Annotated in this window: 18 protein-coding genes and 3 pseudogenes; 10 read left to right on the top strand and 11 right to left on the bottom strand. The window is 46.4% G+C overall.

What is annotated here, in order from left to right; genetic code table 11:
* Window positions 1-383 precede the first annotated feature (383 nt).
* From CS022_RS24795 to CS022_RS04885, 3 genes are all read right to left on the bottom strand, one after another.
* The gene (locus CS022_RS24795) at window positions 384-557 is read right to left on the bottom strand and encodes a hypothetical protein (protein ID WP_161569563.1); all 174 of its coding nucleotides are present in this window, start codon (window positions 555-557) and stop codon (window positions 384-386) included.
* A 143-nt stretch (window positions 558-700) separates the two neighbouring features.
* Window positions 701-1,744 (bottom strand): tetratricopeptide repeat protein, encoded by a 1,044-nt coding sequence (locus CS022_RS04890; RefSeq protein ID WP_129121345.1) that lies wholly within the window; start codon window positions 1,742-1,744, stop codon window positions 701-703.
* A gap of 90 nt (window positions 1,745-1,834) precedes the next feature.
* Entirely contained in the window at window positions 1,835-2,248 is a 414-nt protein-coding gene (locus CS022_RS04885; protein ID WP_129121344.1) for an OsmC family peroxiredoxin, read from the bottom strand.
* A gap of 321 nt (window positions 2,249-2,569) precedes the next feature.
* Between CS022_RS04885 and CS022_RS04880 the strand changes: the two are divergent.
* The 6 genes and pseudogenes from CS022_RS04880 to rplT all read left to right on the top strand — a co-directional run bounded on the left by CS022_RS04880 (window position 2,570) and on the right by rplT (window position 7,190).
* Window positions 2,570-3,744: pseudogene (locus tag CS022_RS04880) on the top strand (glycerophosphodiester phosphodiesterase family protein).
* Window positions 3,745-4,018: 274 nt separating this feature from the next.
* Window positions 4,019-5,947, top strand: a complete 1,929-nt coding sequence (thrS, locus tag CS022_RS04875; RefSeq protein WP_129121343.1) for a threonine--tRNA ligase — start codon at window positions 4,019-4,021, stop codon at window positions 5,945-5,947.
* 48 nt (window positions 5,948-5,995) lie between these two features.
* Window positions 5,996-6,147, top strand: a pseudogene (locus CS022_RS28400) (translation initiation factor IF-3); the annotation flags it as partial.
* A gap of 9 nt (window positions 6,148-6,156) precedes the next feature.
* Window positions 6,157-6,495: a translation initiation factor IF-3 gene (gene infC, locus CS022_RS04870; RefSeq protein WP_456243284.1), complete on the top strand. Its 339-nt coding sequence runs from the start codon at window positions 6,157-6,159 to the stop codon at window positions 6,493-6,495.
* A 105-nt stretch (window positions 6,496-6,600) separates the two neighbouring features.
* Window positions 6,601-6,795 (top strand): 50S ribosomal protein L35, encoded by a 195-nt coding sequence (rpmI, locus tag CS022_RS04865; RefSeq protein WP_068900515.1) that lies wholly within the window; start codon window positions 6,601-6,603, stop codon window positions 6,793-6,795.
* 41 nt (window positions 6,796-6,836) lie between these two features.
* Complete coding sequence (gene rplT / locus CS022_RS04860; protein WP_129121342.1) at window positions 6,837-7,190, top strand: 50S ribosomal protein L20; 354 nt, start codon at window positions 6,837-6,839, stop codon at window positions 7,188-7,190.
* Between the two features lie 85 nt (window positions 7,191-7,275).
* Here the strand turns inward: rplT and CS022_RS04855 are convergent, their stop codons facing one another.
* The 8 genes and pseudogenes from CS022_RS04855 to CS022_RS27155 form a co-directional block, all read right to left on the bottom strand.
* Window positions 7,276-8,172 carry an SMP-30/gluconolactonase/LRE family protein gene (locus tag CS022_RS04855; RefSeq protein ID WP_129121341.1) on the bottom strand — a complete coding sequence of 299 codons (897 nt, stop codon included), beginning with the start codon at window positions 8,170-8,172 and terminating at the stop codon, window positions 7,276-7,278.
* Window positions 8,173-8,181: 9 nt separating this feature from the next.
* Window positions 8,182-9,476 (bottom strand): annotated as a pseudogene (locus tag CS022_RS04850) (aldehyde dehydrogenase (NADP(+))).
* 26 nt (window positions 9,477-9,502) lie between these two features.
* A complete protein-coding gene (locus tag CS022_RS25945) occupies window positions 9,503-9,754 on the bottom strand; it encodes a hypothetical protein (protein ID WP_235869258.1) in 252 nt (83 codons plus the stop codon).
* A gap of 12 nt (window positions 9,755-9,766) precedes the next feature.
* On the bottom strand, window positions 9,767-10,711 hold the full coding sequence (locus CS022_RS04845; protein ID WP_129121340.1) for a YncE family protein: 945 nt from the start codon (window positions 10,709-10,711) through the stop codon (window positions 9,767-9,769).
* A gap of 22 nt (window positions 10,712-10,733) precedes the next feature.
* Window positions 10,734-11,741 carry an AraD1 family protein gene (araD1, locus tag CS022_RS04840; protein ID WP_129121339.1) on the bottom strand — a complete coding sequence of 336 codons (1,008 nt, stop codon included), beginning with the start codon at window positions 11,739-11,741 and terminating at the stop codon, window positions 10,734-10,736.
* A 52-nt stretch (window positions 11,742-11,793) separates the two neighbouring features.
* Complete coding sequence (locus tag CS022_RS04835; RefSeq protein ID WP_328590309.1) at window positions 11,794-12,921, bottom strand: L-rhamnonate dehydratase; 1,128 nt, start codon at window positions 12,919-12,921, stop codon at window positions 11,794-11,796.
* Window positions 12,921-13,457 (bottom strand): 4-hydroxythreonine-4-phosphate dehydrogenase PdxA, encoded by a 537-nt coding sequence (locus CS022_RS27160; protein WP_328590310.1) that lies wholly within the window; start codon window positions 13,455-13,457, stop codon window positions 12,921-12,923. The genes CS022_RS04835 and CS022_RS27160 overlap by 1 nt, the downstream gene beginning before the upstream one ends.
* Before the next feature lie 55 nt (window positions 13,458-13,512).
* Window positions 13,513-13,959, bottom strand: coding sequence for a 4-hydroxythreonine-4-phosphate dehydrogenase PdxA (locus CS022_RS27155; RefSeq protein WP_268967862.1), 447 nt, complete (start codon window positions 13,957-13,959; stop codon window positions 13,513-13,515).
* Between the two features lie 599 nt (window positions 13,960-14,558).
* Between CS022_RS27155 and CS022_RS04825 the strand changes: the two genes are divergently transcribed.
* The 4 genes from CS022_RS04825 to CS022_RS04810 all read left to right on the top strand — a co-directional run bounded on the left by CS022_RS04825 (window position 14,559) and on the right by CS022_RS04810 (window position 18,929).
* Window positions 14,559-15,656, top strand: coding sequence for an ABC transporter ATP-binding protein (locus CS022_RS04825; protein WP_129121338.1), 1,098 nt, complete (start codon window positions 14,559-14,561; stop codon window positions 15,654-15,656).
* A 71-nt stretch (window positions 15,657-15,727) separates the two neighbouring features.
* Complete coding sequence (locus CS022_RS04820) at window positions 15,728-17,068, top strand: extracellular solute-binding protein (RefSeq protein ID WP_129121337.1); 1,341 nt, start codon at window positions 15,728-15,730, stop codon at window positions 17,066-17,068.
* A gap of 51 nt (window positions 17,069-17,119) precedes the next feature.
* Window positions 17,120-18,088: a carbohydrate ABC transporter permease gene (locus CS022_RS04815; RefSeq protein WP_129121336.1), complete on the top strand. Its 969-nt coding sequence runs from the start codon at window positions 17,120-17,122 to the stop codon at window positions 18,086-18,088.
* Between the two features lie 13 nt (window positions 18,089-18,101).
* Window positions 18,102-18,929: a carbohydrate ABC transporter permease gene (locus CS022_RS04810; protein ID WP_129121335.1), complete on the top strand. Its 828-nt coding sequence runs from the start codon at window positions 18,102-18,104 to the stop codon at window positions 18,927-18,929.

The following is an 18,929-nucleotide window of genomic DNA, read 5'->3' as shown; positions in this document are numbered from 1 at the left end:
ATTCCTACGGTTTGTCCAATATAATTCATGGGTGAAATTTGCGATCGTCTGCACGCCTTTATTGACCTATCTTGTAGAGGATTGACTAAAATCCTTGGCGGGAAAAAACACCAAAATGGGAAATATGAATTATATTGGACAAATTGCTCGGGGTGGATATTTATACAGTGTTACTTTATAGACTCATTACCCCATCACACACAACAAGTATCATGAATCCCTTCACCCTGATTGACAGTTAATTTTGGATAATATTCTCTTATCTAAAACCTCGGCATTTGGCTCGCATAGTGCTAGTACACAAACTCAATTTTGGAAAAGAAACAAGCCACGCTGTTGTGGCCCGTTAAGTTGCTGACTTGTTTTTCTGGTGCGGATTTCAATCAACCAGATACCTTCTGTAGATAGCGGTCGATAGTATCGTTGGCAGTCAACGCATCAATTGCTTTAGCCTTGGTCAGAAAACCGTCGATGTCGCTACCAATGGTGCGTTTCGCTAGCCTTTCTTTTAGCGCCGCTTTCATCATGGGTAAGTTACCCGCCTGCTTGTACGCCATGATTTGATACTGCAAGAACAAATCTTGCTGGGCATGGCTGCCACCTAATGCTAATTGATCATAACGTACGGGCGCCAGACGCTCAGCGGCAAGCGCAAATTTCTCCCGGTGATAATCGGTGATGGACTGCGTTAATTGATACGTTAACCAGGGTTCATTATTTGATGCGGATAGCGCTTGCTTAGCCCTTTATTCAATGCATCCAGTGATTCTGTGCGTCCATTTTGAGCCAGCACAATAGCGCTGTGAACATCTGTGAAGTCATAGAGGTAATCGAGTTTAGCGCTTTCTACAGCATCTAACAGTTTCGACCACCGATCGCCAATATCCACGCCCAGAAAACTCAGTCTCGACAGCAATGATGCACCGTTTTGGATATCGAGGTAAAAATCAGAATTGCCCGGATATATCTGAGTATCAAACAATTCAAGTACTCTATCGATATTGCCTGACTCAAGATGGAAGAGCGAAAGGTGCCACCATAAATGACCGACAAATGCATTGTGTTTATGAAATACATGACTCTTTGGTTCAATCCAGGCTATCCCTTCTGCATTTCTTCCCTGCATTTCCAGCACATGGGCAACAGCATGAACGGCCCACATGTCAGAAGGGTTTTTCTCTGCCGCATATCTCGCAAATTTTTCGGCCAATTCATATTGGCCCAACTCTTCCATCACGAAGCCAACAGGTCCAATGAAAAAATTGTACTGAGGGGTTGATTCATCCCAGAAGGGCATAAGTTTGGCGCAAAGGTCTGCTAATCTGCGTCGTTGTCCCATCCAAAACAGATTCATCGTCATTTGACGAAATGCCACTAAGTCATGAGGCCATTCGGATAAAATGGCGTCCCAGATTTCAACGGCACCTTTTAAATCGGCTTTCACCCATGCATTGACCGCATCTATGTGTTTCTGCTCTCTCTTTGTTGCGGTCGGGTAGAGCACGTTGAGTGATTTAGTGAGGTTTGCAACATTGTGAAGCGCAGAATACCTGCCTTCACTCGCGGCGCTATAGGCCAATAACACCCGTCCCATAATAAATTCAGGGTATGCCTCGTTGATCGGTTGTAGGTAATTTCCGATACCGGGTCGGTAGTCATAAAGAGCTTGTACCGCATCCTCGTATTGTTTCGCTCCCACATCATCGATTCCAGTGAGTGTGAGATTTCTTATATCTTTTGTCATTGTACATCCCTCCAAACGTCATTCAGTGTGCCTCGTTATTTATCGTTTTTTTCACGGTTTTTATTGAGGCACACGGTTTCCGTACTTTTATCAGCCAAGCGACAAATCAAGCTCTATCGTTGTCCCCGCGTACAGGCGAGAGATAGGGCAATTCTCTTTTGCGATTGCACCTTGTTCTTGTAAAACCTCATCGGTTAAACCGTCAGCAGTGACAACAGACGTCAGCTCAATTTTGGTGATTTTAGGGCCGTCATCTTCTCCGAGATGGACTTTTGCCGATGTAGTGATTGTTGGCACCAGACCTTTCTCTGACAAGAGGGCAGATAAGAACATGGAATAACAGCCAGAATGCGCTGCGCCCACCAGTTCTTCTGGATTCGTTCCCTCACCTGTTTCAAAACGTGAGGCAAATGTGAACGGTCCCTTGACGTCACCGTATTGCATTACGCCTTTGCCGTCTTTCAACGTACCTTCCCATGTCGCTTGTGCTTGTTGTACAGGCATATAAACTCCTTTGGTTTGGTCTATTTGCTACGAAGCGGATAACACAGTGAGTTGTGCATCCATTAATAAAAAGTTAATTGTCATTAGCTTCAGGTGCAATACGCAAAAAATTGCTTGTACAAATAGTTTTACTTTTGAGCTGGTGAAAGGTGGGATAAAAACGGTTTTCAATGTCGAAAGATCACATTAAGTAATGAAACAGTCATATATATTTCTCTCAAATGTAATCCTCAACTAAGAAACTTTCCGCGTTGACTATTAACTCATCTGTAATGGAATGTATTTATAAGCTTTTCCTTAACTAAATCAGTGTCCGCCGTAATGTTGTCTTCACTTTCTTTTTTCACTTTTGCAGACAGCGTTCAACTGGGACCTCGTCCTTTCTATCTTGTCGATGACATGGATAAAGGGCCACTCAAATCGCGTCTGGAATCTTGTGCAACCGGGCCGTTTAAAAAAAGTGAATTTTCTATTGGTCATCGCGGCGCACCTATGCAATTTCCTGAACATACCCGTGAGTCGTATGTGGCAGCAGCGCGCATGGGAGCAGGTATTCTTGAATGTGATGTGACATTTACAAAAGACAAAGAATTGGTTTGTCGCCATTCTCAGAACGACCTTCATACAACGACGGACGTTTTGGCGTTTCCTGATCTGGCCGCGAAGTGTTCTTTACCTTTCACACCAGCTAACCCAGAAACTGGCGAAAAAGCTCAGGTTGAATGTCGTACATCAGATTTCACGATGCTGAGTTCAAACGCCTGAGTGGTAAAATGGACGGTGCAAACCCAATGGCAACCACGCCAGAAGATTACATGAAGGGCACACCGGGTTGGCGTACAGACCTCTATGCGAGTCGCGGTACTCTAATGACTCACGCAGAGAGTATTGAGCTGTTTAAATCTTTGGGCGTGAAAATGACGCCAGAACTTAAATCACCCAAAGTGGCGATGCCATACCAAGGCTTTTCACAAGACGACTACGCGCAAAAGCTAATCAACGAGTATAAAGAAGCAAACGTGGCACCACAGGATGTATTTGCACAGTCATTTAATCTGCGTGACGTACAATACTGGATTAATGAAGAAGCAGCGTATGGTAAGCAGGCTGTGTACCTCGATTCGCGTATGTATGACGATGAAACCTGGAAGCCGACTGCTGGAGACATGAAAAAGCTGGCTGAATCGGGCGTTACCTTCCTGGCCCCACCTCTTTACGCATTAGTGACTCAAAATGATAAGAATGAAATGGTGCCTTCTGAGTATGCTGCGCTGGCAAAAGATGCAGGCTTAGGCTTAATTACATGGACACTTGAGCGTTCAGGTCCATTGGGTACGGGCGGCGGTTGGTATTATCAGTCAGTGAAAGACGCAACAAATAATGACGGCGATACATTTACCCTATTGGATGTATTGGCTAAGCAGGTGGGGGTGAAAGCGGTTTTCTCGGACTGGCCAGCAACCACCACTTATTATGCTAACTGCATGGGCATTTAATTTTATTACTTACACCAGTACGCAGAAGTGATGTCGCTCTGCGATATTGATGCAGACATTGAAAAGCCGGGATTTTTCCCGGTTTTTCTTTTTGAGCAGTTGCGTTATCAATAGAGAGCGCTACAATTCCCTACCGCCTGTAGAGTCATCATTTTGATTTGTACCAAAATCTGCTCTTTCAGGTGTTCACTCGACGCACGGCCTACATCCCTGTCGTGCACATTTTTAGCAAGTGCTACTTCGTGTGTAGCACCACTGTGAATAGGACATTTAGATGCCTGTAATTACTCTTCCTGACGGTAGTCAACGCGCTTTTGACAAACCAGTTTCTACTTTTGATGTTGCTTCTGATATTGGCCCGGGTCTGGCGAAAGCCTGTATTGCTGGTCGTGTAGATGGCAACCGTGTCGATGCCCACGATCTGATTGAAAACGACGCCAACCTTGAGATCATCACTTCGAAAGATGATGATGGTCTTGAGATTATCCGCCACTCATGCGCGCACTTGCTGGGTCATGCAATTAAGCAGCTGTACCCAGACGTTAAAATGGCGATCGGTCCCACCATCGATAATGGCTTCTATTACGATGTGGATCTTGAGAACTCCCTGACACAAGACGACCTTGATGCGATTGAAAAGCGCATGAAGGAATTGGCTAAAACCAAATATCAGGTAGTGAAAAAGAACGTCAGCTGGCAGGAAGCACGTGATACGTTTGAATCACGTGGCGAACCATACAAGATGGAAATTCTGGACGAAAACGTATCACGTGATGATCGTCCTGGCCTTTACCATCACGAAGAATACATTGACATGTGCCGTGGTCCGCACGTACCAAACATGAGTTTCTGTCAGAACTTTAAAATTCTGAACGTCGCTGGCGCTTACTGGCGCGGTAACAGCGATAATAAAATGCTGCAACGTATCTACGGAACAGCATTTGCTGACAAGAAACAATTAAAAGCTCACCTTGTCCGTCTTGAAGAAGCGGCGAAACGTGACCACCGTAAAATTGGTAAAGCATTGGATCTCTTCCACATGCAGCAAGAAGCACCGGGCATGGTGTTCTGGCACCATAACGGTTGGACGGTTTTCCGCGAACTCGAAAAGTTCGTTCGCGAAAAACTGACAGAGTACGATTACCAAGAAGTAAAAGGCCCACTAATGATGGACCGTGTACTTTGGGAACGTTCTGGTCACTGGGACAAATACTCAGAAGCCATGTTCACGACGTCTTCAGAGAACCGTGAATACGCTATCAAGCCAATGAACTGCCCAGGTCACGTACAGATCTTCAACCAAGGTCTGAAATCTTACCGTGATCTGCCGCTGCGTATGGCTGAGTTCGGCTCATGTCACCGTAACGAGCCCTCTGGTGCTCTTCACGGCATCATGCGTGTTCGTGGCTTTACTCAAGATGATGCGCACGTATTCTGTACTGAAGACCAAGTTCAACAAGAAGTAAAAGCTTGTATTGAAATGGTTTACGACACTTATACAACGTTCGGTTTCGAAAACATCGTTGTTAAGCTGTCTACTCGTCCAGAGCAACGTGTAGGTTCTGACGAAATGTGGGACCGTGCTGAGGCTGACCTCAAGCTAGCACTAGAGTCAATGGACATTGCATACGAGATTCAAGAAGGCGAGGGTGCCTTCTACGGTCCGAAAATTGAATTTACATTGCATGATTGTTTGGATCGTGCGTGGCAATGTGGTACTGTGCAGCTCGATTTTGCACTGCCTGATCGTCTGGGCGCAACGTATGTAGGCGAAGACAACGAACGTCACACTCCTGTGATGATTCACCGTGCAATTCTTGGCTCGCTGGAGCGTTTCATTGGTATTCTTATTGAAGAGTACGCTGGACACTTCCCGAGTTGGTTAGCACCTCAGCAAGCTGTTGTAATGAATATTACAGACAATCAAGCTGATTACGTTCATGAAGTTGCAAAAAAACTGCAAAAAGCAGGATTTAGAGCCTCTGCAGACTTGAGAAACGAGAAGATTGGCTTTAAAATCCGCGAACATACTTTGAAGCGTGTGCCATACATGCTCGTATGCGGTGACCAGGAGATGGAAGCCGGCGAAGTGGCAGTACGTACCCGCAAAGGTAAAGATTTGGGTAAATTCAAGATTGACGAATTCATTTCTCTGCTTGAAAAAGAAGTTCGCAGTCGCACGCTCAACATTTTGGAGGAATAAGGTATTAAAGGCGCAAGAAAAGCCCCGGCTAAACAAAACGCACATCGTATGAATGAGGAAATTCGTGGAGTTCGTGAAGTTCGATTAACAGGACTTGATGGTGAAGCGGTTGGAGTCGTATCGTTCGATGAAGCACTACAAACAGCGCAAGCCGCTGGTGTCGATTTGGTAGAAATCAGCCTAATGCCGAGCCACCTGTCTGTCGTGTGATGGACTACGGAAAATTCCTGTACGAAAAGAGCAAGGCTACGAAAGAGCAGAAGAAAAAGCAAAAGACTATTCAGGTCAAGGAAATCAAATTCCGACCTGGCACCGATATAGGCGACTATCAGGTAAAACTACGCAACCTGGTTCGCTTTATTGAAGAGGGTAACAAAGTCAAGGTCACTATCCGATTCCGCGGTCGCGAAATGGCGCACCAAAGTATCGGTGTTGATGTCCTCAACCGTTTGAAGGAAGACACTGCTGAGATCGCTTTAGTAGAAAGCTTCCCGACGCGAATTGAAGGCCGTCAAATGATCATGGTTTTGGCCCCGAAGAAGAAGTAATTTCGGCATACAAGTAACAAGAGGCTGTGCTGCCTTGTGTGGCATAGCTTTTTTGTTCGCCAAATTACACTGTTATTAATTGCATACAATGCGGAGTTACTCATCATGCCTAAGATGAAGTCAAACAAAGGTGCTGCTAAGCGTTTTAAGAAAACTGCTGGTGGTATCAAATACAAGCGTGCGACCAAGCGTCACATCCTGACTAAGCGTTCTACTAAGAACAAACGTCAACTGCGTCCAAATGCAATTCTGCCTAAGTGCGAAGTTGCTGCAGTTGTTCGTATGCTGCCATACGCATAATTTTTCTTAGTTTATTAACGAATTAGTTTAGGAGTCACACAATGCCTCGCGTAAAACGTGGTGTACAAGCTCGTGCACGTCATAAGAAAGTTCTGAAACAAGCCAAAGGTTATTACGGTGCACGTTCACGTGTTTACCGCGTAGCTTTTCAAGCGGTTACTAAAGCAGCTCAGTATGCTTATCGTGACCGTCGTCAGAAGAAGCGTCAATTCCGTCAACTGTGGATCGCGCGTATCAACGCTGCGGCTCGTCAAAATGGTATGTCTTACAGCCGTTTCATCAACGGTCTGAAAAAGGCATCTATCGAGATCGATCGTAAGATCCTGGCAGACATCGCTGTATTCGACAAAGCTGCGTTTTCAGTTCTGGTTGAAAAGGCGAAAGCTGCTCTGTAAGTAATTACAGAATAGTTATTGCGTGAAAGGGGAGCTTATAGCTCCCCTTTTTCTTTTCTAACCGCTGACGTTTTTTGTAGCTTTGTTAAAGTAAATGCGTATATTGGCTACCTTGTGTGTTTAGCTGAATACCATACAGCGAGGTGGTTGCCGTTATGTATAAATAGGACTGATCCTTGCCCCCGAAGGTGCAGTTGCTGACCCTTTCAGGTACTGGAATGACATCGATTTGCTGGCCAGTTTTATCGAATATCTTTATCCCCGAGTCACAACTGCAAAATATATTGCCGTCAACATCAACACGGAATCCATCCGGTATTCCAGGCTCAACAATACAATGCGTCTCCCCTTTACCAAGGTTATCCTCTTTGTCTACCGAAAAACGGCGTAACTCACGTCGGCCTTTGGTAGGGAATTCAACAATCGACATGTCAGCAACGTACAGCACTGACTCATCTGGAGAGAAAGCCAGTCCATTCGGGCGCTGAACATCCGTCGTCATGATATCGAGCGATTGAGTTGCTGGGTCAAAACGATACACATAGCAGCCGACCATCTGACTGGGCGCCTGAAAACCCTCATCATTCCCCAATATTCCGTATGGCGGATCAGTAAACCAAATCGTACCATCACTTTTGACGACAAGGTCATTGGGACTGTTAAGGCGTTTACCATCATAGTTATCGACTAATATGTCGCATCTACCTTGCTTGTCCGTTCGACTGATACAACGTCGCCCATGCTCACAAGTGACGAGGTCACCTTTTGGATCAAGGTAATTGCCATTACTGTAGTGAGAATATTCTTTCTCTATATGGAGCCCTGTGTCTTCGCTCCAACGATACACCTTACAGCCTTTTACATCACTGAATAGCACAGCGTCATCTTCGGGTAGCCAAACGGGCCCTTCGGCCCATATAACCCCAGTGCAGAGTTGTGTAACTGTCGCGCCAGTGGGAACAATCCGATTATCATCTATCATCAGACTCTCCTAATCCGCTTTACCATCAACTCTACGATTTACTGACAATGGGTTTGCTGCTTGTAGTTCTTGTGGCAAGAATTGATCAGGTACATTTTGGTAACACACGGGACGAACAAACCTATCGATAGCCATTGTACCAACTGACGTTGTCTGACTGTTTGACGTTGCAGGGAAGGGGCCGCCATGCACCATCGCGGTCGATACTTCGACGCCCGTCGGAAAGCCATTGAAAAGTATACGCCCTACTTTTAACTCCAGTGCCTGAATCAATTTACCAACAAATTCACCATCATCATTATCACTGTAGTGGATAGTGCCTGTGAGCTGTCCTTCGAGTTGGTCAATGACCTCAATCACTTGCTGCTCGGACTGGGCTTTGACCAGCATTGAAAACGAACCGAAAACTTCCTGATGCAACGCTGTGTTGGCAATAAAATCATCTGCATTGACTTCCACAAACGCTGGCTCACAAACGTTAGCACCTTCAGCGTTTCCTTGTGCGATAAGCCTTGTCATTGGATTATCGATTAAGGTGTTTTTACTGCTGCAGTATGCATTGTGAATAGAGGGGGTCAACATAGCGCCAGCATCACTCGGTGACATCAGTTCACTGACTTTGTCTTTGAAGGCCTCAAGAGATGGGCTTTCAACAGCGATAACCAGCCCTGGGTTAGTGCAAAATTGCCCAGCGCCCATGGTGACAGAGCCAAAGAATTGTTCTGCCAATTGCTCATGTTTGGCTTCTAGGGTTTTAGGTAACATCACAACAGGGTTAATACTGCTCATTTCCGCGTAGACAGGTATTGGCTCTTTACGCGCTTGCGCAAGCTTTACCAATGCGGTGCCACCTGCTTGCGAGCCAGTAAAACCGACTGCTTGATGACTGGGTGGGACACCAGATATTGACCAATTTCATTGCCCGAGCCGAAAATGAGAGAGAAGGTGCCTTTTGGCAGTTCGAGCTTTTTGACCGCTTCATTGATGCAGCGGCCAACAATTTCAGATACACCCGGGTGCGCGGAGTGGCCTTTAACAATAACCGGGCAACCTGCTGCGAGTGCTGATGCGGTGTCTCCACCCGCCACGGAAAAGGCCAATGGGAAATTACTGGAACCAAATACAACCACAGGGCCCACAGGAATTTTGCGGACGCCGAGGTGAGGCCTTGGAAGTGGCGCTCTGTCTGGCAATGCGGTATCGATGCGAACGTCTTGCCAACTTCCGTCTTCGATGACGGAAGCAAACAGTTTTAACTGATTTACGGTCCGCATGCGCTCGCCTTCAAGCCTTGCTGCAGGCAGTCCGGTCTCAAGGGTTCCTCGTGCTGTCAGCTCATCGCCCGCAGCATGATGTTATCTGCAATGAGGTTTAAGAACTCAGCGCGTTGTTGCGGTGTGGTTTGTCGGTAGGTATAAAATGCGGTTTCAGCGAGCTGACAAGCCCGATCCGCATCGTCACAGGTCGCGAGGCCAAAGGCTGGCTCAAGCGCGGCATCAGCCACCGGATCAAACCCCCGTATTTCACCGTTGGCTCCTTTTACTGCCTGACCGCCAATAAACATTTTTCCATCAATACTCATTCTCAAGTTTCCTTATGATTTAAATGCAAACGATGGCAGAAGGAAGGACACATCAGGCTCTGCCAAACACGGAAATGTTGTTGATATTGATGTGGTTTCCACGTCCAAGATGGCGACCTCATCGTTGGTCATTGATACGTAGGCTGTCTTTCCATCTGGGTGGAAGCTGACAGCGATGGGGTCGGCGGGTAACGCAATCTGGCCTTCATTTTCAAGTTGTTGGCTGAAAATAGTGATGGATTGGCCACCGTAGTTGGTCACGAAAATCTGGCTTTTAGGAGAGATATAGGCGCGCGTCGGATCACGGCCAGTATCAGCGCGGCCTGTGACTTCCAGAGACTCTGTATCGACAGCGACGATTTGGTCATCCAATCTGTTGGTAACAAACAGCGTTTTGCCATCGCTGGACAGACAGTTGCCTTCCGGTTTTTTGCCCGGATACATGGCTTCGGACGACGACGCCGGCTGCCAAGGTTTGATTCTTGTGACAGTGTGACTCAGTAGATTCAGGCAATATGCGGTTTGACCATCTTTCGTTAACGAAAACAAATGCGTTTTCAGGCCGCCAGAGGGGATGGCGCGGTCAGGTGCGCTGGCCGTTTTAGGGTCTTCATAAACAACCATGACGTTATGAGACTCACTCATTGCATAAAGCCGGTCTTGGTCGTCCATTGCAAGACCATGAATTCGATAATAAGGCCAACAACTGATGGTTCTGACATGTTCGCCTGTTGCAATTTCAATCACAAAGATTGAGCAGCCTCCGTGGTCGCCGATGATGCCGGAGTTTTCAACACCGTAGTGGCCAACATAAATATACTCTTGTTTTGAATCGACAACGAATTCGTGTGGATAATCGTCCACTTTTATTTGTTTGATTGCTTCGCCTGATTCAACATCAAAGAAACCAATGGTATGTGCGCTTTTTTGGTTCAGCACCAAGGTATCTTTTGCCATTTCGTTTTTCTCCCTGAAGTCGTTATAGGCTCTCAACCTGGACGGTTTCGACGTTTTCCCGTTTGCTGTGCTTGAGCGGATTGCTTAATGCACGTCCAAACTCAGGAATACTGATTTCGAAAATATCGCCGTCTTGTGTTGAGATAGCATCGCCAAAGCTGAGCGTCGATGTGCCAAAAAAGTGAATATTTAAGTCACCCGGGGATCGGAATTGATCGTACTTAAAGTGGTGATGCTCCAAGTTAGCGATATTGTGTGACATGTTGTCTTCACCGGTGACAAACGGCTTTTCCCACAGCACTTTGCCTTCACGATAAATACGGCTGACGCCAGTAAGACTGCTGGGAATATCGCCGATGACCAATTCAGGACCAATGCTGCATTGGCGGAGCTTTGAGTGTGCCAGCCAGAGGTAATTCTGCTTCTCTGTTACATGGTCTGAAAACTCGTTTGCAATGGCAAAGCCGATACGATGAGGGTTCCCGTTTTCATCATTGATGTAGACGCCCACCAATTCTGGCTCTTCGCCAGCGTCCATTGCAAAGTCGGGCGCACTAATGGCTTGATAAGGCGGCTGAACGATATTGCCGTTGCCTTTATAAAACCACTCGGGCTGCGACGCTGCTCTTTCTGCACTCGCTTTACCGTCATCAACGCCCATTTTGAACATTTTCATCGAGTCAGTGAGGTTTTCTTCGCTTTGCTCTATCTTGGTGTGCATTGCTGAACGGGTGTCAGCGCTGCCAAGGTGAGTAAGGCCTGTACCGCTCACTAGACAATGCGCTGGGTCGGGGTGACTAATAGGTGCGAGAATCGTTTGCTGCCTAATAAGAGAAGGATAATGAACCTGCTTGTCACCCAATGAACCCTCAATGAGTGAACTAAGCGCAACCTTTTCTTTCATTGCTGTCAGTGCAAGCTCGTAGAGACTTACTGGCCGCAAAAGGGGCTGAACGGTGTCATGGTCGATGACTTTCGCCACGTTGATACCATTACTGTCTAGATACTGAATAACTCTGAATGCTGTCATGTTCACCCTTACTCAATGATGTTGAAATCAGAGAGATACTTTTCTGAGATCGTCAGGCCAAGGCCGGTTTATTGTCATCGAGATCAATATGACCCTGCTCAGGGGCCGGATCGCCTTCAAAAATGTAATAGAACAGCTCGTTTCCGACCTCAACATCATGCACCGGGAAATATTCTGAGACGGGCGAGGCGAGAGTAGACATGGTGAGGTGATAATTGTGCATTTGCCCAGCGTGAGGGATAACCGGCACGCTATATACCTCTGCCAGTGCGTTTATCTTTCTCGCTGCGGTAATACCACCCACACGGTTCGTGTCATACTGGATGACGGATACTGCCTGCTTGTCTAGTAGTTGTTTAAAGCCATGGCTCGTGAACTCATGCTCTCCCCCAGAAATAGGTATGCTTGTGAGTTTGTTAAGTTCTGCATACCCGTCTATGTCATCAGGGATCACCGGCTCCTCTAACCATCGGGGCTCAAATTTTTCAAGCTTCGGCAGTATCCGTTTACTGTACTCAAGGTTCCAACCCATATAACACTCAAGCATAAGGTCGACATCCGGGCCGATCACCTCGCGCACAGCTTCTACGCTTTTTATATTCTCTCTCACACCTTGTGGCCCATCTTTTGGCCCATAACCAAAGCGCATTTTCATCATGTCAAAACCCTGATCCAGGTACGACTGGGCTTCTCTTTGCATCTCATCAAGGTCAGTTCGGTATAATTTCGATGCATAGCAAGGGATTTTTTCTTTGGTTCTGCCACCAAGAAGCTTGAAAACAGGCTGACCTGTTGCTTTCCCCATTAAGTCCCACAGTGCAATATCAATTGCTGAAATAGCGGCCATGCCAATGCCCTTTCGGCCCCATGCCATGGTCGAACGATACATACGCTGCCACAGGTATTCGTAGTCAAAGGGGTCGTGACCTAAAATCAGGGGGGTCAGATATTGATCAATAATATTCTTCGCTATTCTGGGTGCCAGTGCGACATTACCTATGCCCACTAGGCCAGTATCGGTTTCTATTTCTACCACCGTCCAGCCATGAAATCGAAACGTCCCCATTGAATCGCCTTTGTCCCACAATTGGTCCATGGCGTTTGAGCAAAAATTGTTGGCGGGAGGAACGGTCTTTCCTTTCCATTCAAAAACCCTTGCCTTTACAGATGTTATTTTCATTATGACTCCAACTCTTTGACTCTTGCTTCTCGAGCGCGAAATTCTGATGTGCCCATGACACATGCGAGGTTATAGGCGTTTAATGTGGCGTTGACGTTGGCTTTATTCTGGCCCGCAATATCAAACGCTGTGCCGTGGGCGGGTGTGGTGATAACAACAGGCAAACCACCTTGCACTGTGACGCCTTTTTCAAAACCCAGCAGCTTTATCGCTATCTGGCCTTGGTCGTGATACATGGTGACGACTGCATCAAATTCGCCATCTCTGACCTTCAAAAAAACGGTATCAGCAGGAAAGGGTCCTGCGACGGGATAGCCTCGTTCATTCAGCTCGTCAACGGCGGGTTTGATAATGTCAATTTCTTCACGGCCACAGACGCCGCCATCGCCCCCGTGAGGGTTAAGCGCTGCAACCGCGACCTTTGGCCTTTCAATGCCCGTTTTTTGCAGGCTCTGGTAAATCAGCTTTCCTGCTTCAACAATCCTGGGTTGAGTAACGAGTTCTTTAACGTCTTTCAGAGGGATGTGAGAGGAAATACGTGATGTCCAAATATTGCCTAGTGTATTGAATTCACAGAAGTAGCTATCGACGTTAGATAATCAGCAAAGAAGTGCAACTCATCTTCATAGGGCATACCAGCATGATCATTGCTTGCTTGTTTAGCGGTGCAAAACAGATTGCGTCAATTTCATGGTTTTTGGCAGCGTCAAGGCATAAAGACAGGATATCGAGCACAGCTCTGCCACTTTCACTATTTGCTTCGCTCGTTTTCACTTTGTGCCTTTCTATGCTGTTCACGGGCAAAAAACAGATTTGGCCAGGCTCAGCATCTTGTGCATCTATAAATGAAGAAACAGGCACTATGTTGGGTGTCATACCAGTCAGGCTTTGAGCCTGCTCCCAGACCCATGGGTCACCGACAAGAACACAGTTGCAATGAGTACTGCGCTCCGGGTGAGCAAATAATTTTGCAATCAACTCGGGACCAATGCCCGACGGGTCTCCAAGCGTGACTGCGACAATTGGATGTGTTCGCATTTGTGTCTCCAATTTCCCGAAATCGAATACGTTAACGGAGTATTTTTTATCAACTCATTAACAATCTTCCCTTTGATGGTATAGTAAACATACCAGTTGATTTCATTCAAACAACATCAGAAAGTGTAGATCTTCCGTCTATCTGAACGCTGAAATAGCAATAATTAACGAATTAAAAGTTATTAAATAATTGATTTCTATTAATTTAATATATTAGAAGAAATTAAACCAACCCCCTTAATACACGACTTAATCTATTGATATATATAAATAAAAAATAAATATACTTCTGGATTTTATATATGTCAGTGATTTAAATTATTTATTCTCACTATGGAAACAATTCTATATCTCTTACAGCGAATTTAATGACTAATCTCAATTTTTGGTCATAAAACCACCATCGCGCACTGGTCTAAACTGCCATCCTGGTATTATAAATAGACCAGTAACGAATTTTACATCCCGTTAACGTGTTTAACACGGCTCACATGCGAAGCGGGATGAAACAACTGCACACAAACAGAAGAGATGGGGTGGTTGGGTTAAAGCTTTTATGAATACCCAACCACACGTACAGGGCACCTTAGGAGTAACTAATGCCACAAATCAGAATTCAGAATTTGGTGAAGCGGTATGACCATGTGGAGGTCATCCATGGTTTGGATTTAGAGTTTGAAGATAATGAATTCACTGTTTTGGTTGGCCCGTCCGGCTGCGGAAAGTCTACAACGCTTCGGATGATTGCAGGCTTAGAGAACGTGTCTGCAGGCGACATCTATATTGGCAACCGTGAAGTGAGTCAGCTAGAGCCACGAGATCGCGACCTCGCGATGGTATTTCAGGACTACGCGCTGTATCCGCACATGAATGTGGAAAAAAACATCTCGTTTGCACTGCGTCTTGCCAAAGTTGATAAGGCGACAATCGCTAAACGGGTACAAGAAGTGTCGGTGATGCTGGGTCTTGAGCACCTGCTTCATCGTAAACCGGGTGAATTATCTGGTGGACAGCGTCAGCGAGTCGCAATGGGCAGGGCCTTAGCCAGAGACGCATCAACGTTGCTGATGGACGAGCCACTATCTAACCTCGACGCCAAGCTGCGTGCTCAGATGCGTGCGGAGTTGATCCTGATGAGGAAGAAGGTCAACAAAAACATCATTTATGTGACTCACGATCAGATTGAAGCGATGACGCTCGGTGACCGAATCGTTGTGATGAATGACGGTTATGTGCAGCAGCACGGCACTCCCGAAGACTTGTTCTGTCGGCCGGTCAATAAATTTGTTGCGGGCTTCATGGGCTCACCGTCGATGAACTTCCTTTCCGGGAACATTCACCAACGCGGTGACGATTTTAGTGTCTCCGGTGAAACGTTTGACTTTGACATTGATCCGGCGTTGAACAGTGAAATCCGAAAACTCACAGATGACACCATCTTTATCGGACTCAGGCCGTCAGCTTTCTCGATGGAATACAAGCCAGATTGCAACAAAATTACCTTACCCGTGCTCGTCACCGAGTATTGCGGCTCTCAGACGATCATCGTGTCTGAAATCTCTGGCTCGCGAGTGTCTATCGAAGTGAGCTCAGAAGAACGGCCCGTTCAGGGGCAGAACATCGATCTCTATTTTAAACAGAAAGACATGTACATCTTTGATTCAAAAACCGAAAAGGCACTTTACCCAAGCCACTGAGCAACGGAATGACGTGAAGGACCTTAATTAAAGCGAAGCAACAGACAAGACGTCTACAGGCGGGAGGAAAAATGTACAAGACAACAAGTAAGCGTAAAGCAGGTTTGTTGGCTGCGACTGCAGTTTCCATGATGGTTTCATCTTTGGTAAGCGCAAACCCCTACAAGCCGTATGAAGGTGAAACACTTGTCGTAAATTTTCCGGCTCATCCTCATTATGATGCTGTTATGAAGGTGTTACCGGATTTTGAAAAAGAAACGGGCATTGAGGTGGAGGTGGACCAGCTTCAATACCTTGCAATGCGCCAGAAACAAACGTTGGAACTGACGAAAAGGAAAGGTGACTACGATCTGATTGCCTATGTGGTATTTTCAAAAGCGGATTACGTGGCAGCTGATCAGATTGAGCCGTTGGCACGTTTCTTCATGAACCCAAAACTGTCAGATCCTAATTATGATGCGGGCGACTTGATTGACGGCTACGTGCAGAATATTGGTGTTGCTGGTGGTAAAAAAGGCTATCTCCCGGGACCTACGGGCTCGTTCTTTGGTATTCCCTTTGGCTCTGAAACATCAGTGTTGGGCTATCGGAAAGATATTTTCGACAAGCATAATCTGAAAGTGCCGACTAACTATGGAGAGCTTCTCGACGTTACCTGTAAAATTCAGAAACTCGAACCCGGCATGGCTGGCCTTGCATCTCGTGGAAAATCTGGTCACCAAACGTCGCACGCCTTCCTTCTTCACTTAGCACCACTTGGCGGCCGTATCTTTGATGACAACTGGAACCCAACCATCAATAGCCCAGAAGCCATTCAGGCAGGGAATGCGTTAAAGCAAATTCTCGAGTGCGGTCCTGAAGGTGGCACCTCGTTTGGTTTTGCCGAAGCCAAGAATGCCTTCTTGCAGGGTAAAGCTGCGATGTACCTAGACACCACGGTGATTGCGGGAGAAGTTGATGATCCCAATAAATCGAAAATCGTTGGAAAAGTCGGCTGGGCGAAGCACCCAACAGGGGTACGTTCTGCATCGCAGACCGGTGGATTCGGTATCGCAATCCCTAAAAATGCGCAAAACAAAGAAGCGGCCTTCTTGCTGATGCAATGGCTGACCTCGAAAGAGACAGACAAGAAAATTGCACTCGCTGGCGGTAACCCATCACGCTTCTCAACGCACCAAGACCCTGATGTAGTGAAGAAATTCCCTCAGATGGCCATCTTCGGTGAAGCGTTGAAAGATGCTGACCCAGACTGGCGTCCGATTATCCCATCTTGGGGACAAATCAACACTGAACTCGGTACTAACCTTTCAAAAGCGATGACAGGTGAGCTGAGTGTTGAAGAGGCGTTGAACAAAACCAACAAAACCGTGAAAAGCATCATGGATAAAGCGGGTTACTACACCTTTAACTAAAAATAGGTGGGGAGCTGCAAAGCTCCCTTACTTCAAACTTGGAAGTGGACCATGCAAGTTATGTCGTCAGCAAATATGGAAATGGCGGGAAAGGCAACATCCGGTAGATTGATTCAGTGGATGAACAAAGGAGCCCCTTACTTCTTCATCGCTCCTGCTGCCATTATTCTGTTGTTTGCGCTTGTTTATCCTGTCGGTTACATGATAACTGCCAGCTTTTTCGATTGGCGTCCCAGCCAGCCTTTTTCAGATGCCGAGTTCTCCGGTCTGAGTAATTACATTTGGCTACTGAATGATGAAGGCTTTATCGAATCGTTTTTTGTCACGGTGACATTCGCTTTTACTGTCGTGTTCTTAGAGATGGTATTAGGGGTAGGTCTTGCGTTGATGCTTGAGCGGCCGATACGCGGTATGTCAGTTTACCGGACAATTTTTATTCTTCCAATGATGATCGCTCCCATTGCTGTTGGGCTGGTGTGGCGATACATGTACAACCCCCAGTTCGGTATTCTGAACAAGATATTGAACACACTCGGCTTTGAAAATGTCCCTTGGTTGTCCGATCCCTCGTGGTCACTGTTCTCGATAATTTTGGCTGACATCTGGCAGTGGACACCGTTTGTGATGATCCTTTGCCTCGCCGCACTGCAGTCTTTGTCAAGTTCAGTGGTTGAAGCCGCTCGTTTAGATGGTGCATCAGGTTGGAGCCTCATCTGGTACATCAAAATTCCCCTGATGTTGCCCGTTCTTATCGTGACATTACTATTGCGCCTAATTGATGCATTCAAAGTTCTCGAAGTCATTATGATTTTGACCAATGGTGGGCCCGGTCTCTCGACCGAAATTCTGTCTCTCAGGATATTCAAGACGGTGACAGACGCACAGGAACTTGGCTTAGCGGCAGCGCTTTCTAACATGCTGTTACTGCTGGTTCTGGTCATTACGATTGTGATGTTTGCTTTCAACAAAGTGCGCGAAACCCGTCAACAAAAGCTTAAAGCCGCAGCAGAGCAGTACTAAGGAGTGGCGACAAATGAATAAAGCAAAAACGAACACAATTTTGTATTACACCGTGCTCTTTACGTTAATTATGTTTTCACTGGGCCCCATCATTCTGATGTTTGTCACCTCCTTCAAATTGAAGGTCGATATTCTCAGTGACTCGACGGCATGGTTTTTTATGCCAACATTACAAAATTACGCCACGATGTTGGACGACAAGTCGCTCGTAAACAATGTCAGTAATTCGCTCTATGTTGCTATTGTCTCAACAGCACTCACTCTGTTGGCGGGCTGTATGGCGGCTTACGCTATCGTCAGATATCGTTTTTGGGGACGTGATGTAGCCTCGATGACCACGCTGATTATGCGTATGGTACCGCCAGCCGTTTTGCTTGTTCCCGTGTTTGGTATTTGGACGTTCGATTATCAGATTGATGGGACCTTGAACGGTATTGTTCTGATATACACAGCAATGAACTTACCCTTTGTAATATGGATTCTTCAAAGTTTTATCCAGCAAATCCCGATTCAGCTGGAGGAAGCGGCACGTATGGACGGGGCAAATCCGTTTCAGGTGTTTTATCACATTATCCTGCCTGTGATTCAACCCGGTCTTGCTGCCGCTTCTATTTTTACATTCAGAATCGCGTGGAATGAGTTTTTGATTGCCAATGCCATTTCTGACCGCAGTACCCGAACCACCCCGGTATACATTGTGAATTCACTGACTGAATACAACATTGATTGGGGAGCGATCATGGCAATGGGTGTGCTTCTGGCCATTCCGCCGATCATCTTTACTTTCGTTGCATCAAAACAAATCATTTCCGGTATGACCGCAGGGGCAGTGAAGGGGTAG

This window comes from Veronia nyctiphanis (assembly GCF_004116385.1).
In the GTDB taxonomy this organism is placed as follows: domain Bacteria; phylum Pseudomonadota; class Gammaproteobacteria; order Enterobacterales; family Vibrionaceae; genus Veronia; species Veronia nyctiphanis.
Note: the sequence above shows the minus strand (reverse complement) of the source record. Positions and strands in the feature narration are given on the sequence as shown.